Consider the following 15,727-nt stretch of genomic DNA (forward strand, 5'->3'; position numbering starts at 1 on the left):
GCTCGCCCCAGCGGCACCAGCGCCCGCGCCGGCTGCGGCGCCGGCCGCCGCTGCGGCCCCGCGCCCGGCCAGCAGGCCGCCCACTGCCCCGCCGCCCAAGGCGGCAGCGGCGGTGGCGAAGGCGCCCGTCAGGCCCACCGTGGCGGCGGCCAGGTTGGGGAACATGCGGGCCACTTCAGAGCCGCTCTCAAAGATGCCTTTGAACACCGGCTCCACGGCCTTGAAGGCGGTGTCTTGCGCAAAGGCCAGCTCGTTGGCGGCCTGCTGCTTAGCGAAGCCTGTCTCTTGGCTCATCACGCCAAAGGCGGTGTTGATGGCGCCGGTGTCTGCGCGGCTGCGCTGCATCACGCTCTTGATGTAGTCGCGCTGGCCCAGCTCGGCCACCAGGGCCATCAGGGCTTGGCGGTCCTGGATCACCTGCCCCACGGCCTTGCCCTGCAGCAGCTGCAGCACCGAGTTGGCGGCGTCGGCCTTCTCGCCCGCCGTGCCCGCTGCGGCCAGCTTGCGCTTGGCTTCGACAAAGGCCTTGTCGCGGCTGGCGACCTCGTCGACCAGGTCAACAAAGGCGTCCAGCGCGTTCACGCCCTGGCCCCGAGCCTTGGCCAAACGGCCGGTGAGGTCGATGCCTTGCTTGCTGAAGTCGTTGGCGGTGTCGCGGCTGTTGATCTTGGCCAGCAGGTTCACTAGGTTGTTTCCGGCCTCGTCCTTGGTGCCCGCCGTCGTCACTCCGGCCTGCATGCTGGCGAGCAGCCTGCGGAAGTCCCCCATGCCGCCCATGCCCGCAGTGCCCGCAGCGGCCATGGTTTGAGGCAGCCACTTGGCCATGTCGCGCAGCTCAAAGCCACCGGCTTGGCCTGCGGCCATGGCCTCATTGAGCACCTGGTCCATCTGCTCCATGGGGATGCGGAAGCTCTGAGCGCTGCGCACGCCGATCATGCCCAGCTCTGTGGGCGTGGCGCCGCTGGCGGTGCTGCCCTTCATCAGGCGTGGCAGCAGCGTGATGGCTTGCTGTGGGCTCATGGTGCCGCTGGCGATCAGCGCGTCCAGGGCCTCGGCGGCGCTGTCGCGGCTGCCGCCGCCCACGCGCACAGCCGCGCGGATGGCGGCGTCCAGCGTTTGCTTGCCGTAGATGCGCCCGGCCACGTCGCGCTGCGCGAAGGCGGTGTTTGACATCTGCGCCAGGCGGGTGGAGTAATCCATCGGCCGCTGGGTCATGGCGCCCACGGCATAGGCCCCGGCCGCGCCCCCGGCCATCACTTGCGGCGCAGCCTTGGCGGCGGCTTTGGCATAGCGCTCGGCGGCGCTGGCCACTTGGTCATAGCGCACGGCCAGGCGGGCCAGCACCATGGCCTGGCGCTCAGCGCTGGCGGTGCCCGCACCGGCCACGCGCAGCAGCACCTTTTCAAGGCGGCCCACTTTGCCCTCGGTGTCGCTCAGGGCCTTTTGCACGCGCTGCTGCGCCTCGACCATCGCCTTGGCGTCTTTGCCGCTCTGGGTCTCCAGGTTGCTCAGAAGCTGGATGACGTAGCGCAGCTTTAGATCACGCATGGCCTGCCCCGGCGGTCAGGGCTTGCTCTTGAGGCGCTGCAGCTCCGCCGCCATGGCCCGCAGCCGCGCCGTTGGCAGGCCCTCCAGCGTAGTCGGCGAGCAGCTCAGGGCCAGGCTGAGCCGCAGCAGGAACCCGTCCCACTCCCTCAGCCTGGCCCAGGGGCTGTGGGGCTTCTTTGCCCTTGCTGCTGGTGCCCGCCACGATGGCGTCAAAGTCTGCCTGGCTCATCAGGCCGTTGCGCACCTCGGCGGCCAGGGTCAGCAGGAACACCCGTTTCTCAATCAACCCCAGGTCATAGCTGCTGAGCTTGTCGATCAGCGGCAAGTCGATGATGTCTTGCCCAATGCGCACGCCGTCACACTCGAAGCACTCGATGTGCCGCACCGTGAGTGCGTGCTTGAAGTCCTCTTCACTCACCAGCAGCTTGGGCACGCCACCCACGGTGACCACCCGCTCTGCTTGGCGGCAGGCCCAGCGCTCGTCGCCCACGTTGGTGTCACGCAGGCGCACCAGGCGGTATTTGATGGCCTTGCCGCCGTGCGTGGTGGCGGGCAGGCCGTGCTTTAGCTCCAGGGTGTAGAGGTCAAGGCTTGGCGGGGTTTGTGTGTGTGCATCCATGCCCCGCATCTTCTTCGCCGGGGGGCACGCAGGCCCCTGTGAAGTGGTTCACAGCCCACCCTTGGGGCAGCCGAGCAGGCACAAAAAAGGGGCCAAGGTTTGCACCCCGGCCCCTGCTAAAAGCGCCCCTGCGGCGCTTGCCTTGCCTACCTTGCCAAACTCAAACGCTCAAAGCCATTGCGGCTCAGACAGCACCAAAAAGGTCACGTCCACGGGGCCTGCGCCCAGGTCGCCCATGCTTGCGAAGGTGCAGCGCGTCATCAGCACGCGGCGGCCGCTTTGGCTATCTCGGGCGGTGATCTGCTCGTCGCGGATGCTGCGCAAGTCGTCGGGGCTCATCTCCGGGCCAAACTGCACCTGCATGCGCAGGCTGCGCGGGATACGGGCGCGCTTGCTGAAGTCGTCGCCCAGGCTGCTGGGCACGGCGGTGTTCTCGTAGCCCGCAAAGCCGCTGCCCACCACGCTGCCGTCCACGGTGTTCAGGCCAATGCCTCGCGCCACCACCTGGTCAAAGTGAAGAAGCTGGTTCATCTCAAATCTCCTTGAATGTGTTTAGTCGCGGCGCGGTGCTTAGACCTGGCCCGCCACCACGTAGCTGGTGATCTCGGTGCCGTAGTGCTGTGTCACGATCACCGGCTCGTCCACGATCTTCAAGCGCCCATTGGGGGCGTCGATCTCAATCACCAAGGTGTCTTGGTAGTAGCTCGGGTTTTGGCAGATGCCGGCATCGCACAGCACCTTGTAGAGCCCGATCATGATCTCCTGCGCCAAGTCCTTGGTCATGATCTTCTGGCCCGGGATCGGCTCATCCAAGTACTGCGCCAGCTTGAAGCCCTGATACTTGATCTGGAACTCGGTGACGTGGAACCAGCGGTAGTAAGACATTGTCTTGATCCACGCCAGCTCGGCCATGCTGCGGTCTGCCGCGCCGTTGAGCGTCATCGTGTATGTCGTCACCGCGCGGCGCAGGTAGCCCGTGCCGTCCGTCGCCACTTGCAGGGGCATGCCGCCTAGCTGCAGCAGCGCGTTGGCCTCATCGTCACTCATGCGGCTGGTGTTGATCGGGCCGAGGTAGCCCGCCAGCTTGACGCCTGTCACGGGCAGCGTCGGGTCGATAGCGGCCAAGCTTTCGATGGCGGCGCCGGCCATCGCGGCGGTCAGCCAAGGCGGGGTCAAGTCTTGCCGGGTCGTGATGCAGTGCACATGCGGGCTGTTGCGCCCATTGAGCCAGGCGCTCAGGGCCGCCTCGTTGCCGCGCACGGCGGTGATGACCTGGCCGTCTTGCATGTTCTGCGCCTGCCAGCGGGTGTCCATCTCCAGCTCAAACACGCGCATGGACTCAGCGTCAGAGAAGGGGCAAACGATCTCGGTGGCCCGGTAGCCCACCAGGGCGGCGGAGATGCCGCTCATGCTGGGCAAGCCGGTGCCGCCCGTGGGGTTTGTCCAGGTCACGTTCAGCTCGTCTGTCAAGCGCTCTTCAGGGTAATAGCCTTCGCGCAGACTCAGGCTGTTGCCCGTCTCGCCGTCCCAGACCATGGTGATGGTCACATCGTTGGCGGGTGTGCCCACGGCGGCGGTGACGATTCGTGTGGGGTCGGCGTTGATTGCGGCCACCACCTTGGCGGCCAGCGTCACGGGCGTGTCCGTGGTGCCATAGCTCACTGCATAGCGGGTGTGGCCCACATAGACCACTGTGGTGCCGGGCACCGTGAAGGCGGCGCCGGGGGTCTTGGCGTTCTGGAATGTGAACTTGCCAACGGCTGGAGCTGTCGTGCCCGCGTTGAGCGCGACTGCAATGCAATCAATCGGCAAGCCCTGGCCCGCGTTGGCTTTGGCCGCCCGCCACATATGGGCCAGCATGCTGCGGGAGCCAAATTGGAGGTCGGCCTGCTCTTGGCTGTTGATGTTGATGATCGTGCCGAGCCCGGCGATGCCGGAGCCCGCCTTCATCCCGACAAGCAGCAGGCGGCGCGGCATGCCGCGCAGGCCACGGATAGCGCGGCTGAAGTCGTTCTTCTGTGCCACAAAGGGCAGCAGCCATTGCAGGCTGATGATGTTCGGGATAGCCATGGTGTGTGGGCTCCTTCTGGGGGTCTTTAAACGGGGTTTGCAGCGGCTTTAAGCCACCAGCACCAAGCAGCCGTCTTGCAGGCGCTGCAGGGTGTGGGCGGTCACGCGCTGGGGGGTGGGCTCACCGGCCGCAAAGCGCTGGCCGGTCTCCAGGTTCATCAGCGCGCCGGTCGGGTCCTGCACCGTCACTTGCTCGCCCAGGGCGGGCAGTTGGGGCGCGGCTGCGGGGCTGCTGGTGCCCTGCTCTTGCACTGCGGCGGGGGCGGTTTTGGCTTTGGCGTTCATGGTGGGCTCCAAGGGTTTGGCTTAGCGGGGGAACTGCACGTCCTCTTGCACTTGCAAGGGGTTGGGGTTGGGTGGCACGGGCGCCTCGGGGGTGGTGCCTTGCCAGCGGGTTAGGTCGGTGATGTGCACCGTGCGCAGGTCAAACAGCGCGCCGGGCGCGACAAGGGGCTTTGCCTCTTGCTGCCAGCGCAGCATCCACAGCGCCAGGCCGTGCTTGTCCAGCGCCGGGCCATAGAGGTTCTCGGCATCGGCCTCGTCGTTCAGCGGGGCCAGGGCCATGGTGGGGGCGTCGGTGGGCTGCCAGGCCTCCAGCAGCAGGCCCACCTGGTCGGCCAGGGCCATGCACTCAGACATGCGGGCCTCGCGGCTCTTGCTGTTCTTGGTCACAACAAAGGCGGCCATGCTCACCAGGCGCACGCGCCGCCCGCTCAAGCGCTGGGGCTCTTTGGCTTTGCGCCAGCCTAGGCAGGTGACGAAGACGGCCGGGCAGTTGAAGCCCACGCGCTCGATCTCCGCCGCGCTGAACTCGCCCGCGTACTCGCGCACCTCGGCCACCTGGCGTGGGGTGAAGCCGGCGCGCAAGTGCTCGACGGTGGCTTGCAGCAGCTCCACGCTCATGCTTGCGCCTTTCTGATCTCGGCCACCAGGTAGTCGCCAATCTGGCGTTCTGTGGCCTCTGTCATGCCCAGCACGGGGCGGGCGGGCAGCGTCACGCGCAGGCCGCGCCCCGCTTTGCCGCCGAAGTGGTGGATGGCCGCATACACGCGGTTAGAGCCCACCTCCACGCCGTCTGCCGTGAGCTGATAAACATAGCTGTCGCGCAAGTGGCCCTTGGCGATCAGCGTCTTGCCCTTGCGGGCAATGGCGGCCTTGCTCTGGGGCATGGGCTGGCCATCAAACAGCTTTTGCTCGTGCAGGGCGTCTTGCACGTTGGCCAGCATCGTCTCGCCGATCTCGCGCCGCGCGGCGGCAAAGTGCTGGCGCCCCAGCAGCGCCAAGCGCCCCATGTGGCGCAGCACCGGGCCGTTGTCAAAGCGGTAGACAACGCCTGCCATCACAAGCCCCCAAAGCGGGTCCAGTCGAACCCGCTCGCCGCTTGGCCGCTGCGCACACTGCGGCCGGTGGTGGTGGGCTGGCTGGGCTCTTGCGCGGCGGGGCCTGCCACCAGCTCCACGCGGCCGTTGGCCACGTCCACCAGCCAGGCGCGCCACAGCTTGCAGCATGCGTCCATGCGCTCGGTCGCGTTGTCGGCGTCATCAGCCAAGCCGCAGCGGGCCAGGGCCAAGCAGCAGTCCTCCAGCGTGGTGGCGGCGGTGGTGGCCGGGGCCAGGGGCAGCGCCACACGCTTGGCAATGTAGCCGTCGATCAGGTTGGTGCTCACTGTCAACTGGCGCTGCAGCCGCTCCACGGCGTTCATTGCGGCTGCTTGCTCCGGGCCGGTGGGGTTGCCGCCCCAGGTGCCGGTGCCTTGCACCACGTTTAAAGCGTCTTTGAGCAGGGCTTCAGTGAGCAGCCGGTCTTCATCGGCCAGCAGCTGCGTGGCCTCGGTGGTGCCATAGCGCTGCAAGTAGCGCTGGGCGGTGGCATAGGGGCCAACTGCGGGGGCGCTGCCGGGGGTGGCGTTGGGGTCAACGATGAGGGGCATGTTGCGCTCCGTCCTTACACCACGTTCAGCACCGGCGGGGGCAGCTGGCGCAAGGTCAGCAGGCTCCACTCCAGCGTGACGGTGCCGGCCGCAGCCAGCTGCAGCTTGATGGTGAAGCTCGCCTGCGTGCAGGCCGCACCAGGGGGCAGCACAAAGGGCTCAAACAGCGCGGGCTGGTCGTCCAGCACAAGCTCAAAGGGCGCGGGCTCGGCCACGTTTTGGTCTTGCGCAATGTGCGCCGTCAGCCGTGCGGCCACGCCGTCCACGGTGGCCTCGATGAAGTGCTCATAGCCGCCCAGCACGCCCGGCGCGCTTTGCTCCACCCGCAGGCCTGCGGCGGCTTCAAAGGGCAGGCCGTCAGCTAGTCGGGCTTGCAGCAGCGTCTTGAGCTGCCAGCTGCCGAAGCCCTCGTACTGCACCTGCCAGCCGTCGCCCGCAGCGCCCGTGATGACCATGCGCTGCACATAGCCCCGGCCGTCTGCGCGGGGCACCAGGCTGCACACCATGCTGCGCCCTGCGCTGCCCGTGGTGCCGATAAAGCCAATGCCTGGGTCCACCAAGCCGGTGGCCTTGTTGCCCGTGCTGGCGGGGGCCACCAGGCCGTCAGTCGTCCAGAAGCCCTGCACCAGCTGGCGGCTGGTGGCGCTGGCGCTCAGGCGGTCATGCACGCTGGCGGCGCGCCAGTCTGGCAGGCCGCCGCCCAGCAGCGGGCGCAGCGCGTTGGCGCAGGCCTCGCCCTTCTTGCGGCTGGCGCAGTGGTTGCTGTGGACGTTCGTTGGGTCAGCAAACCACTTGGGGTCGCCCATGCCCGTGGCGGGGTTAACGGTAAGCGGGAACTCGTCAACAAGCAGCAGGCGGGCGTTGCGCATGCGCTCTTCAAAAAGCCAGCGGTTCACCGGCAGCGCGTTGCTCATCTGCGTGGGTGTGAGCGTGGGCACCGCAGGCGGCAGGATCACCAGCACCCAAATGCCCTGGGCCGTGAAGTGCCGGATCATCTCCTTCATGCGCGCCTCAGACCCGGCCGTGTCGTTGCCCAGCACATCATTGCCCAGGCCCCACTCGCCGATCACCAGCTCGGGCGCCAGGGCGTCAATCTCTTGGTAGTACTGCAGCTTGCGGGCCGTGTTTTCACCGCCCATCGCAAAGTTGGCCACGAGGCGCAGCGCGCCGCCCAGGGCTTGGTTGCACGCCCGCCACCAGCTGGGCGCGGCGTGAAAGCCCAAGAAGCGCACATCAGTGCTAAAGGTGGCATTGGGCCGGCCCGGCGCGGGCATGGTGAAGGTGCGCGTGCCGGTGCGGGTGATGGGGCCGGTGACGCGCCACTCTTCAGCCGCCGTGGTGGGGTTCTTCAGGCCCACGCTCACGCGGTGGCCGGTGTGCGCCATATGGTTCAGCCCGGTGGTGAAAGTGGCCACGCCATTGCTGATCACCACATCGGCCCCCAGCACGCAGTGCACGCGCTGGCCGGTGCTGCTGGCAAAGATCACGCTGCGCAGCCCGCCGGGGGGCAAGCCCACCACCTTCTTCAGGGCCTTGGCCTGCTCCACCGAGACCGGCATGGCCTCGGGTGCGGTGTAGGGCAACACCTCCACCGCGCTGCGCAGCACGGCCCCGGTGATGGCGTCTCGCACCTCCACAGTGCCGCTGCAAAACGCCAGCGCCTGGCCGCGCGGGTCCGTCGTCACCACATTGCTGGCCAGCGGCTCCGTGGCAGTCAGGCTGGCAAAGAGCGGCACCGGGGTGCCATCTGGCCGCACAAGTGCCAAAGCCCGCGCGGGCAGTACGTTGCCCTCGGGGTCGGTGAGTGTGATGTCAAAGATGCCAGCCATGCCCGGCACTGTGCCGGGCATGGGGCTAGCGGGGGAGTGTGAAACGCTTCACAGCGTGGGGGTCACAGGGTGGAGAGGGCCTGGAGCTGAGCGTCTGAAAGACCGGATGTGGGGACGATCCAAACGCTCTTGATGAACATTGACCCTGCGCCTCCGGTGCCGTCGCGGCCAATCTGAACTGCTGTGATTCCTGGCGGCTGGGTGCCCGCTGTTCCGGCTGTCGCCAGCACGCCGTTAGAGGCCGCGCGGAAGGCCGCATCCCTCACGCGAAGAACAGACTTGGCCGCGCCTGTGCCACCAGACTGCTGGAGGTAAATGTCTGTCGTGTTCCGCACCAGGGCAAACTGTGACCCGTTGGGATGAACAAAGAAGCCTGTAGAAACATTGGACCCACCAGCAGCGCCGACTCGCAACTGAGCAACAGGAGGGTACTGGTTTGGCACCCGGTAGATAACCTCATACTCCATGCCAATCGCGTACTCAGCACCGAGGGTGATGCCCATGTCGGACAGCAGAGCGGAGAGGCTGAAATTGGGCACCGTCACAGCCGAGCCCTGCGCCACGGTGAACGGGACCGGGTAGGCGGTGTTTGTATGGTTTGCCCCGGCAAGCAGCACACCCTCAACACCATCGGACACGAATGCTGTAGCCGCGCCTTTAGCAAGATATAGGCGCGCTGAATATCCGCCCGCACCTGGCGCTGTCTCGCTCAGCGAAACCATCACCCACCCGTCAGCCAATGCAGTCACCACCGGAGTCAGGCCTGGCCCAATCTGCCCAACAATTGCACGCGTGCTGAGGTCAACAATTGCCCCCCGGTCAACGGCACCAGCTCCGGTAAATGCAACACCGATTTGCGTTAGCTCGGCCGGCTTAACAAGCCATACAGCGCTATATGCTTGCCCGGAAGTCGCGGAGATTACCGCCGTCTGCACTGCATGGCCTGTCAGCGTAGCGTTTCCAACAAGTTTGTAGGCCGCCCCAACACCAAGGGGGCTGGGCGCTGCGACAGCAACCACAGCAGCTTGGTTTTTAATCCAGTCCACTGCGGCAGGATTGGTGCTATTCGTGGCGTAGTTCACCCAGCCCGGATCAAGCCGCACACCGGTGGTGCCCCATGGCACTTGCGAGCCCGAGTAGGCCACCATCGAGCCGTCAGCCTGCGGCTCGTAGACCTCGGCGGCGCGGTTGAAGGCTAGGCCTGGGCGCATGTACCGCGTGCGGCTTTCCAGCAGGCTGACGGCTCCAACATCAGCCAGCGAGAGCCGGCTGAGGTCTTGAACCTGGGTGTCCGTGAGTGGCTTCGATGGCACCAGCCAGAGGCCGTGGACATGGCCAGAGAAGTCATTTGCCGGGCCGCCCCATGGCGCGCCTGCAAGTCGAATGTTTGTCAGGCCAACAGGCAGAGCACACGCAGCATCCTGCGGCGCCAAGATGCCATTGACGGCGGCTCTGCTGTCGTTTGCCTTAGCGCGCAAAACAGCACGCTGACGCTCGCCAACGCCCGCCGCATTTGTGGACATTCCCTCAAGCTGCGGCGTGCCGCCTGACAACATCGAGAAACTCTGAGCCGCCGAGAAGTTGCGCGGAATGACGTAGATGCTGTTTGCAAAGGCGCCAGAGGACAGGCCCATGACCACCTTGTCGGCGGCAGTTGTCAATGTGGTGTAGTCAACCCCCGCCGTGTACTCGGACCCCAGCGGCGTGCCGAGCGACGAAAGGAGTGCTGTGCAGTTGGCGGCACCGATAGTTGCTGCGCCGGCCGCAAGTGGGACCGAGTAGCCCGCATTGGTGACATTGGTAAGCCAAACGTCAAGCCCAGATGCGCCGTCCCCTGTGTAGTTGGCCGTCGCAGCCGCGAACGTGTTGGACAGTCGAACCTGGGTGTTGCTGGTGACGGTAGAGGTTGGCGTTGACACCATGTTGCAGCGCCAATAGCCGTCAGCGAGAGGCTCGGTGTTTGCAATGACACCGGCAGAGGCAACGCTTGCACCGTTGGCCAGATCAAAGCACGCAAACAGGTTTGTGCCGAACCCCGTCGAGGTCTGCACAAGCAGTAAATAACGCTTTGCGCTGCCGGCCCGCTCCTTGGCCACCACGCTGACCGTGTGCGCAACAGATGCGGTGTAGGCCGGGTTTGTGCTCAGGTTGTGAGCGCCTGCGCTGGTGTCCTCTGTGAGCGACCATGACTGAGTGAGCCGGTCTGGCCCAAGCGCGGACGGCACGACATTGTTAAAGCCGACCTTGCTGCGCAGAGACATATCGCGCGGATCAGGCCAAAGCTGGGTAAAGCTCGGGTCAAACCGAAACCCCCAGCGCCCATTGGCCCACTCTCGCGGGATCACATTGGCCGCAAAGCTGGACATCGAGCCGTCAGCTTGCGGGCACCACAAGTCAGGGCCGCTGCGCGTGTAGGTGAAGCCAGAGGCCAGCAGGCCGGTGGCGGCGTCGGCCAGGAACACGCGGCCGTAGGGGTCGCCGATGCCTCTACGAATCCTCCGCCCCCGCACCGGCCCACCCGCCACACGCAGCGTCATAGCGGCTTACTCCCCCACCCCAAAGTAGCACTCGATCTCTTGCGTGCCGCTGGCCACTTGCGCGCTGTAGTGCGTGGCGTCGCCGATGTGCCAAGAGCCCTTCTCGCCGGGCAAGATGGGCATGGCGCGGGCGTCACCCGTGGCCGTGGCCACGGCCAGGTCGCTGCGGCCAACGACCAGGCGCACCACGGAGGGGCCGGGGTTGTAGACCATCATCTCGGTGGCCCGGGTGGGGTTGGCGGGCAGCGCGGTGACGGCGGCGGCCGTGGATGCCGTCAAACCAAAGCCGGTGCGCCACAGGCTGAAGTTAGGCATGGGCTGCGCCCTCGTCTTCATCGGCAGCGGCTTCGGGCGTGTAGGGCTTGACGGTGTGGCCCAGCAGCGGCCCAGCGTCTTCATCGCTCAGCCAAACGCGGTCGCCAATCTCGTGGCGCTTGCCGTTGTTGAGCGGGCTCACCACTTCGTATTCCAGGCGGCCTTGCTCGTCCCGCACGGGGCCTTCTGGGGCGGCGGGTGCGGCTTGCTCTGTTGCGGCCAGCACTTGGGCCACAGTGGCCAGTGCTGCGGACGCGGCGGCGGCTGGGCCGGCGCCCAAGATCACCACGTCGGTGTTCGGGTCGTTGCCGACCTGGTCGCTCGCTGCGCCTTCGCCGGCGAGCTCGGCGCCCGTGCCGCCTGAGGATTGCCCGCCGCTCTCGGGCGCGGCGTTATCGGTGGCCGCGTCGCCTTGCGCGGCGGTCGTTCCCTGAGCATTGGTGTCTTGTTGGTCTTGCCCCTGCTCTTGCGCGGCGGGGGTGGTGCGTGGGCTTTGGGGCTTGGCTTTTGCCATGGCGGGCTCCGGTAGGTGTTGGCTGTGTGGGGGCGGTGGCCACGGCACCAGGTGGGCCGTGGCCGGGGGGCGCGGTGGCGCCCCAAGGCTTGCTTAGGCGACGGCGTTCTGGAAGTAGTAGCCCGCCTCTTGCATGGTCACCAGCTCGATGACTTGCTCACCCACGCGCACAATCTGGCTGCCACGCACGCCCTTGGTCGGCGCGTCGATGGTGCCCGCGATACGGCTGCCCCACTGTGCTGTGAAGCCGAAGGTGGGCATCGGGCTGCGGGTGTTGCGCACGGCGGTCTCGATCTTGAGCAGCGCGCAGTGCTTGCCCCACAAACGGCTGTAGCTGGCCGTTTGGCCCTTGTTGGCCGTGTTGGCAAAGGCCTGGCCCACGTGCACGCGGCGCAGCTCCAGCAGCGCGGCTACGGCCTCGCGGGTGGCGTAGCCACTTGCGGCCAAGCCGCCTTGGCCGCCCGTCATGTTCAGCACAGCGGCCACCACCTTGGGGTGCTGGCGGAAGGCCGTCCAGGTTGCCTGGCCAAACACGATGTCGGTGGGGCGCACCAGCATCTTGTCCATGGCGGCCAGGATGGCGGCGACGGGGTTGCTGTTGGTGTAGTCCGACCACTGGCCGACGCCGGAGAGGGTCTCGCGCAGGCTGGAGCTGTAGGTGTTCAGGTTGAACACCAGGTTGGCCACGCGCTGCTCGCGTGCCATCTCCAACAAGACCGTGGTGTTCTCGGCCGCGATGTCCAGCGGGTTGGCGCCGCTGTTGCTGTTCTTGGCGTTGTCCACATCCTTGTTGGGCACCAAGTCGTCCAGCGCGTGGTCTTCGGTGGCGGCCGTCACATCGACGCTACCAAACTCGACCTGGTTAGGCTCGCTGGTGCGGCCGACCTTGGTGTCGGGGATGGTGAACACCTCGGAGGTGTTGAACTTGGTGTAGACGAACTTCTCGCCGTCTGTCTGCACGCGGGGCAGCACGGCGTCGGCGATCATGCCCTCGGGCTTGATGGCCAGGGCGATTTGGGTCAAGCGCGGTTGCACTTGCATGGGGCTGGTGTTGCTGCTCACAGAGGGCTCCTAGTAGTTTGTTGAAGCGGTGCTGCCTGGGCCTTAGCCCTGGATGCGCATGGGGCTGACGAGCACTTTGATGATGTCGCCGCTCACACCGGCCGTTTCAGCCTGGCCGATAGACCAGACATTGGCGCCAGCGGCCGGGGCCGCCACCACCAATCGGCCGTTGGCGTCTGCCACCAGCGGGTCGCCGGCGGTTACGGTGCCGCCCAACTCGAACTCTTCAAAGCCCAAGCGGGTGACTTCGATGCGGTCGCCAGCCACGCTGGCGCCCAAGCGGCCGGAGCCACCGATCACCTTGTCTGCGGCGGCGGTGGCCAGAACCACGGCCAGCTTGGCGGTGTCGAACTTGACAGCGCGGTACGGGGGGACGACAGCCGAGGCGTCGTAGTTTTTGCGAAGGATGGAAGGCACGTTGCGCTCCTGTGTTGACCGGGGTTTGGGGGCAGCGCCGCTTACTTGGCAGCGCGTTGGGTGACGTGGTCGATGGCCTGGCCGATGCTGATCGTGTGGCCCTTGGCCGCTTCAGCGGCCTGGAACTGGCGGGCTTCTGCGGCCACCTCGGCGTCGGTCTTGTTTCCTTGGCCGGGCGCGGGGTCGCCGCCGTCCTCTTGCTTGCCCAGCTTGATCTGCGGCGCCAAGCGCCCCATGAACTCGGCAAAGAACTCGGCGGCCGGCTTCTTGGCTGGGGTGTCGGTGCCCGGCGCTGCAAAGGTCAGCTCAAAGCCGCCGTCTTCAATGGCGGCCATGAACTCGGCCAGGCCGGCTTCTTGCGCGGGCAGCAGCTTGCCCTCGGCCTTCCAGCCGGTGATCTGCAGCTTGATGCGCTCGCCTTGGCGCTCGCTCTTGAGCTTCTTCAGCTCTTCGGCTTGCGCGGCAAATTCGGCGGCGGCTTCGGCCTTGGCTTTGGCGGCGGCCTCTTGGGCGGCGCGCTCCAGGTCTGCGGGGGTGAGGCTCATGGTGTGGTCTTCTCCAGGGGTGGGGGCGGTGAACATGGGGCGGGGTGGTGCGTCTTCTGTGGCCTCTTTGCTGGCCAGCTCGCGCAGCTGGGCTGCGGCGGTGCTCACGCTGCTGATGCGCCACTCGGGCAGCAGGCGGTCGGCCTCTTCCAGGCCTTTGTCGGCAATGGTTGCTTCACGCATGGCGCGCAGGGTGGCGGCAATGTCATCAAGCGCCCAGCCGGTGATGCGCTCGTCGTCGCCGCTTGCAAACTCGTGCGCCTCGGCGTCCTCAGCCGCGCTGAACTGCACGGGCTTCAGGCCGTCAATGGCCGGCGGGGCGGCGCCCAGCCAGCCGATGTGGCGCACGCGCCAGCCGTGCTGCTTGTCTTTGACCACGGCCACGCTGCGGTTGCGATAGGCACCCTGCGCCACGCCCGCTTCAAAGCTGGGGTTCACGTCGTCGAACTTGGCAAACAAGCTCTCGCCGTCGCGCTTGAGCGTGGCCCAGCCGTAGGCCGGGGCGTCGTGCTTGGGGTGGCCAATCACGGCGGGGGGCTTGCCCAGGGCCACGTTTGCGACCATCTGATCCAGGTCAGCGGTGCTGAAGGCGCACTCGGTGCCTTTGCTGTCGGTGTGGGCACCGGCTTTGAAGACCTCGATCCAATCGGCCAGGCCTTTGAAGGCATGGGCGGCGGCATGGGCCGGTGGCTTGGGTGTGGGGTGCTTGTGTGGCATGCCGCCACTGTGCCCACCGCTGCCCGCTGGGGGCAGTGTGAAACGCTTCACAGCGTTGGGATGGGGGCTGAACCCCGAAGGCCTGTTTAAGCCATTTTTTCGACCCCGCCTGTCCACAGACAGCGGAAAACCGGACAGCAGGCCTTGTTGGGGCCGTTAAACGGCTCTAAAACATGGTCAGGCTTGCAGGCAAGCCTAGCGTTTTGCCAATCCGAAGGGGTTGTGGGCGGTGGGCGTGCCTTCGGCGCTGGTTTCGGGCTCGGCGTCTTCTTTGTCGAGCCAGTCGCGGAAGATGTCCATCTGGCCGGCGGCGGCGGCTTCGGCCTCGGCTTGGCAGATGGTGATCACATGGCGGCGGGTGTAGTTGGTCTCTACAGCAATCTCGCCTTGCGTCCAGCCCTCCCGAGCCAGGGCGTGCACGCGCTGGTGCCGGTATTGCTGCAGCACCTTGTCGTACTTGGGCAGCTCAAGGGTGATGCCCGCGCACTCGGCCACCAGGGCGGCAAAGGCGCTGTGGCCCACCACGTCATACAGCCAATGGTCGCGCCGCACCCGCACGGGCACCGTGAGCTGCGTGCCGCCCCGCTGGGCGGCCAGCTCCAGGGCCGGGCCTTCACCCATCACGCGGATGAGCAGGCGCAGCTGCGGCGGCAGCAGGTGCGTGTTCAAGCACTGGGGGGCGGGGCGCTTGGGGCGGGCCATGGGTGCGGTGGTTCCTGCTTGCTCAATCAGCCGTTGACCTGCGCGCCCACGCGCTGGCCCCAGGCTTTCATGCCTTCGATCAGCTCGGCCATCTGGTAGCCGGTGATGGTGGCCATGCTCTCCAGGCCTTTGACCTGGCGCAGCGCCCAGGCCTCTATGGCGGCGTTGCAGGCCTCGGCGTTGGGCGGGTGGCCCACGGCGTTCACAGCGGCCAGGGCGTACCACATGGCGCGCAGCTTGCGGTGCTGGGCCTCGCGGATGGTGTGCACCGCAGGCTTGGCATTAGCGCGGGGCTTGGGCGCAAAGCCCATGGCCTTGAAGCGGGCCAGCACGGCTTGGCGCTCGGCCGGGGTCATCTGCTTGGCGCTGCTCTTGCCTGTCACGCCCTCCAGCACGGCGCGGTATTGGTCTTCAGCCAGGCCCAGCACGCCACGCCCGATGTGGATCAGCTTCACCTCGATAGCGTAGGCGGGGTCGTCCGCGTGGGTGGTGTCGTCGATGACGACGGCCTGGGGGCGGGCGCTCATCACAGGGCCTCCACGGTGAAGGGCTCGCCGCTTTCAGTGCCCCAGTCTTGGGTGTGGCTCGTCAGCACGGCCAGGGTGCTGGTGTAGCCGAAGGGGCTCTTCTCGTGCAGGGTGAACATGGGCCTGGCGGTGCTGTTCTGCAGCCCGCACAACAGGCTCACGCAAGACATCATGCACACCTCCAGCTCGGCCCGGTTGGTGGCGGGCAAGGTGCCCAGGTGGTGCCGCCCTTGGCCGTCTGGCAGCTCGATGTACAGGCGGTAGCTCTTCATGTTCATTTGCTTGTTCTCCGGGTGTTTGCAAGGCTTGCTCAAACGCTCTTCACAGGGGCTTTGCTGAGCGTTTGAAAAAGCCCCCGCCATTACTTGCGCGGGGGTGAAAGGGGCCTCGTAACA

Annotated in this window: 18 protein-coding genes; all 18 read right to left on the reverse strand. The window is 66.6% G+C overall.

Annotation, left to right across the window (positions count from 1 at the left end):
* Positions 1–1,548 (reverse strand): phage tail tape measure protein (locus tag KAK11_RS15295; RefSeq protein WP_210810086.1); only part of this gene is annotated, 1,548 nt, incomplete at its 3' end.
* Positions 1,541–2,167: a hypothetical protein gene (locus KAK11_RS15300; protein ID WP_210810087.1), complete on the reverse strand. Its 627-nt coding sequence runs from the start codon at positions 2,165–2,167 to the stop codon at positions 1,541–1,543. The genes KAK11_RS15300 and KAK11_RS15295, both read right to left, overlap by 8 nt.
* A gap of 168 nt (positions 2,168–2,335) precedes the next feature.
* Positions 2,336–2,698: a hypothetical protein gene (locus tag KAK11_RS15305; protein ID WP_210810088.1), complete on the reverse strand. Its 363-nt coding sequence runs from the start codon at positions 2,696–2,698 to the stop codon at positions 2,336–2,338.
* Positions 2,699–2,737: 39 nt separating this feature from the next.
* Positions 2,738–4,237, reverse strand: a complete 1,500-nt coding sequence (locus tag KAK11_RS15310; protein ID WP_210810089.1) for a phage tail protein — start codon at positions 4,235–4,237, stop codon at positions 2,738–2,740.
* A gap of 48 nt (positions 4,238–4,285) precedes the next feature.
* Complete coding sequence (locus KAK11_RS15315; RefSeq protein ID WP_210810090.1) at positions 4,286–4,522, reverse strand: hypothetical protein; 237 nt, start codon at positions 4,520–4,522, stop codon at positions 4,286–4,288.
* 21 nt (positions 4,523–4,543) lie between these two features.
* Positions 4,544–5,140, reverse strand: coding sequence for a hypothetical protein (locus KAK11_RS15320; protein ID WP_210810091.1), 597 nt, complete (start codon positions 5,138–5,140; stop codon positions 4,544–4,546).
* The gene (locus KAK11_RS15325; protein WP_210810093.1) at positions 5,137–5,577 is read right to left on the reverse strand and encodes a phage virion morphogenesis protein; all 441 of its coding nucleotides are present in this window, start codon (positions 5,575–5,577) and stop codon (positions 5,137–5,139) included. The genes KAK11_RS15320 and KAK11_RS15325 overlap by 4 nt, the downstream gene beginning before the upstream one ends.
* Positions 5,577–6,167 carry a phage protein Gp36 family protein gene (locus KAK11_RS15330; protein WP_210810094.1) on the reverse strand — a complete coding sequence of 197 codons (591 nt, stop codon included), beginning with the start codon at positions 6,165–6,167 and terminating at the stop codon, positions 5,577–5,579. Before KAK11_RS15330 ends, KAK11_RS15325 begins: the two co-directional genes overlap by 1 nt.
* Before the next feature lie 14 nt (positions 6,168–6,181).
* Positions 6,182–7,996 (reverse strand): hypothetical protein, encoded by a 1,815-nt coding sequence (locus KAK11_RS15335; protein ID WP_210810095.1) that lies wholly within the window; start codon positions 7,994–7,996, stop codon positions 6,182–6,184.
* Between the two features lie 62 nt (positions 7,997–8,058).
* Positions 8,059–10,533: a phage head spike fiber domain-containing protein gene (locus KAK11_RS15340; protein ID WP_210810096.1), complete on the reverse strand. Its 2,475-nt coding sequence runs from the start codon at positions 10,531–10,533 to the stop codon at positions 8,059–8,061.
* Positions 10,534–10,539: 6 nt separating this feature from the next.
* Positions 10,540–10,848: a hypothetical protein gene (locus KAK11_RS15345; RefSeq protein WP_210810098.1), complete on the reverse strand. Its 309-nt coding sequence runs from the start codon at positions 10,846–10,848 to the stop codon at positions 10,540–10,542.
* Entirely contained in the window at positions 10,841–11,362 is a 522-nt protein-coding gene (locus KAK11_RS15350; protein ID WP_210810099.1) for a hypothetical protein, read from the reverse strand. Before KAK11_RS15350 ends, KAK11_RS15345 begins: the two co-directional genes overlap by 8 nt.
* A gap of 93 nt (positions 11,363–11,455) precedes the next feature.
* Positions 11,456–12,424: a major capsid protein gene (locus KAK11_RS15355; protein ID WP_210810100.1), complete on the reverse strand. Its 969-nt coding sequence runs from the start codon at positions 12,422–12,424 to the stop codon at positions 11,456–11,458.
* Positions 12,425–12,466: 42 nt separating this feature from the next.
* Entirely contained in the window at positions 12,467–12,841 is a 375-nt protein-coding gene (locus tag KAK11_RS15360; RefSeq protein WP_210810101.1) for a DUF2190 domain-containing protein, read from the reverse strand.
* A 41-nt stretch (positions 12,842–12,882) separates the two neighbouring features.
* The gene (locus KAK11_RS15365; protein ID WP_210810103.1) at positions 12,883–14,103 is read right to left on the reverse strand and encodes a hypothetical protein; all 1,221 of its coding nucleotides are present in this window, start codon (positions 14,101–14,103) and stop codon (positions 12,883–12,885) included.
* A gap of 195 nt (positions 14,104–14,298) precedes the next feature.
* Positions 14,299–14,805 (reverse strand): hypothetical protein, encoded by a 507-nt coding sequence (locus KAK11_RS15370; RefSeq protein ID WP_210810104.1) that lies wholly within the window; start codon positions 14,803–14,805, stop codon positions 14,299–14,301.
* Between the two features lie 26 nt (positions 14,806–14,831).
* A complete protein-coding gene (locus tag KAK11_RS15375; RefSeq protein ID WP_210810105.1) occupies positions 14,832–15,332 on the reverse strand; it encodes a regulatory protein GemA in 501 nt (166 codons plus the stop codon).
* Entirely contained in the window at positions 15,332–15,610 is a 279-nt protein-coding gene (locus tag KAK11_RS15380; RefSeq protein ID WP_210810106.1) for a hypothetical protein, read from the reverse strand. Before KAK11_RS15380 ends, KAK11_RS15375 begins: the two co-directional genes overlap by 1 nt.
* Positions 15,611–15,727 lie beyond the last annotated feature (117 nt).

Source organism: Ideonella paludis (assembly GCF_018069865.1).
Taxonomy (GTDB): domain Bacteria; phylum Pseudomonadota; class Gammaproteobacteria; order Burkholderiales; family Burkholderiaceae_C; genus Ideonella; species Ideonella paludis.

Bases quoted from the DNA above. Each gene is read 5' to 3' on its own strand.
- KAK11_RS15300 (WP_210810087.1), bottom strand. From the start codon at position 2,167: ATGGATGCACACACACAAACCCCGCCAAGCCTTGACCTCTACACCCTG.
- KAK11_RS15305 (WP_210810088.1), bottom strand. From the start codon at position 2,698: ATGAACCAGCTTCTTCACTTTGACCAGGTGGTGGCGCGAGGCATTGGC.
- KAK11_RS15310 (WP_210810089.1), bottom strand. From the start codon at position 4,237: ATGGCTATCCCGAACATCATCAGCCTGCAATGGCTGCTGCCCTTTGTG.
- KAK11_RS15315 (WP_210810090.1), bottom strand. From the start codon at position 4,522: ATGAACGCCAAAGCCAAAACCGCCCCCGCCGCAGTGCAAGAGCAGGGC.
- KAK11_RS15320 (WP_210810091.1), bottom strand. From the start codon at position 5,140: ATGAGCGTGGAGCTGCTGCAAGCCACCGTCGAGCACTTGCGCGCCGGC.
- KAK11_RS15325 (WP_210810093.1), bottom strand. From the start codon at position 5,577: ATGGCAGGCGTTGTCTACCGCTTTGACAACGGCCCGGTGCTGCGCCAC.
- KAK11_RS15330 (WP_210810094.1), bottom strand. From the start codon at position 6,167: ATGCCCCTCATCGTTGACCCCAACGCCACCCCCGGCAGCGCCCCCGCA.
- KAK11_RS15335 (WP_210810095.1), bottom strand. From the start codon at position 7,996: ATGGCTGGCATCTTTGACATCACACTCACCGACCCCGAGGGCAACGTA.
- KAK11_RS15340 (WP_210810096.1), bottom strand. From the start codon at position 10,533: ATGACGCTGCGTGTGGCGGGTGGGCCGGTGCGGGGGCGGAGGATTCGT.
- KAK11_RS15345 (WP_210810098.1), bottom strand. From the start codon at position 10,848: ATGCCTAACTTCAGCCTGTGGCGCACCGGCTTTGGTTTGACGGCATCC.
- KAK11_RS15350 (WP_210810099.1), bottom strand. From the start codon at position 11,362: ATGGCAAAAGCCAAGCCCCAAAGCCCACGCACCACCCCCGCCGCGCAA.
- KAK11_RS15365 (WP_210810103.1), bottom strand. From the start codon at position 14,103: ATGCCACACAAGCACCCCACACCCAAGCCACCGGCCCATGCCGCCGCC.
- KAK11_RS15370 (WP_210810104.1), bottom strand. From the start codon at position 14,805: ATGGCCCGCCCCAAGCGCCCCGCCCCCCAGTGCTTGAACACGCACCTG.
- KAK11_RS15375 (WP_210810105.1), bottom strand. From the start codon at position 15,332: ATGAGCGCCCGCCCCCAGGCCGTCGTCATCGACGACACCACCCACGCG.
- KAK11_RS15380 (WP_210810106.1), bottom strand. From the start codon at position 15,610: ATGAACATGAAGAGCTACCGCCTGTACATCGAGCTGCCAGACGGCCAA.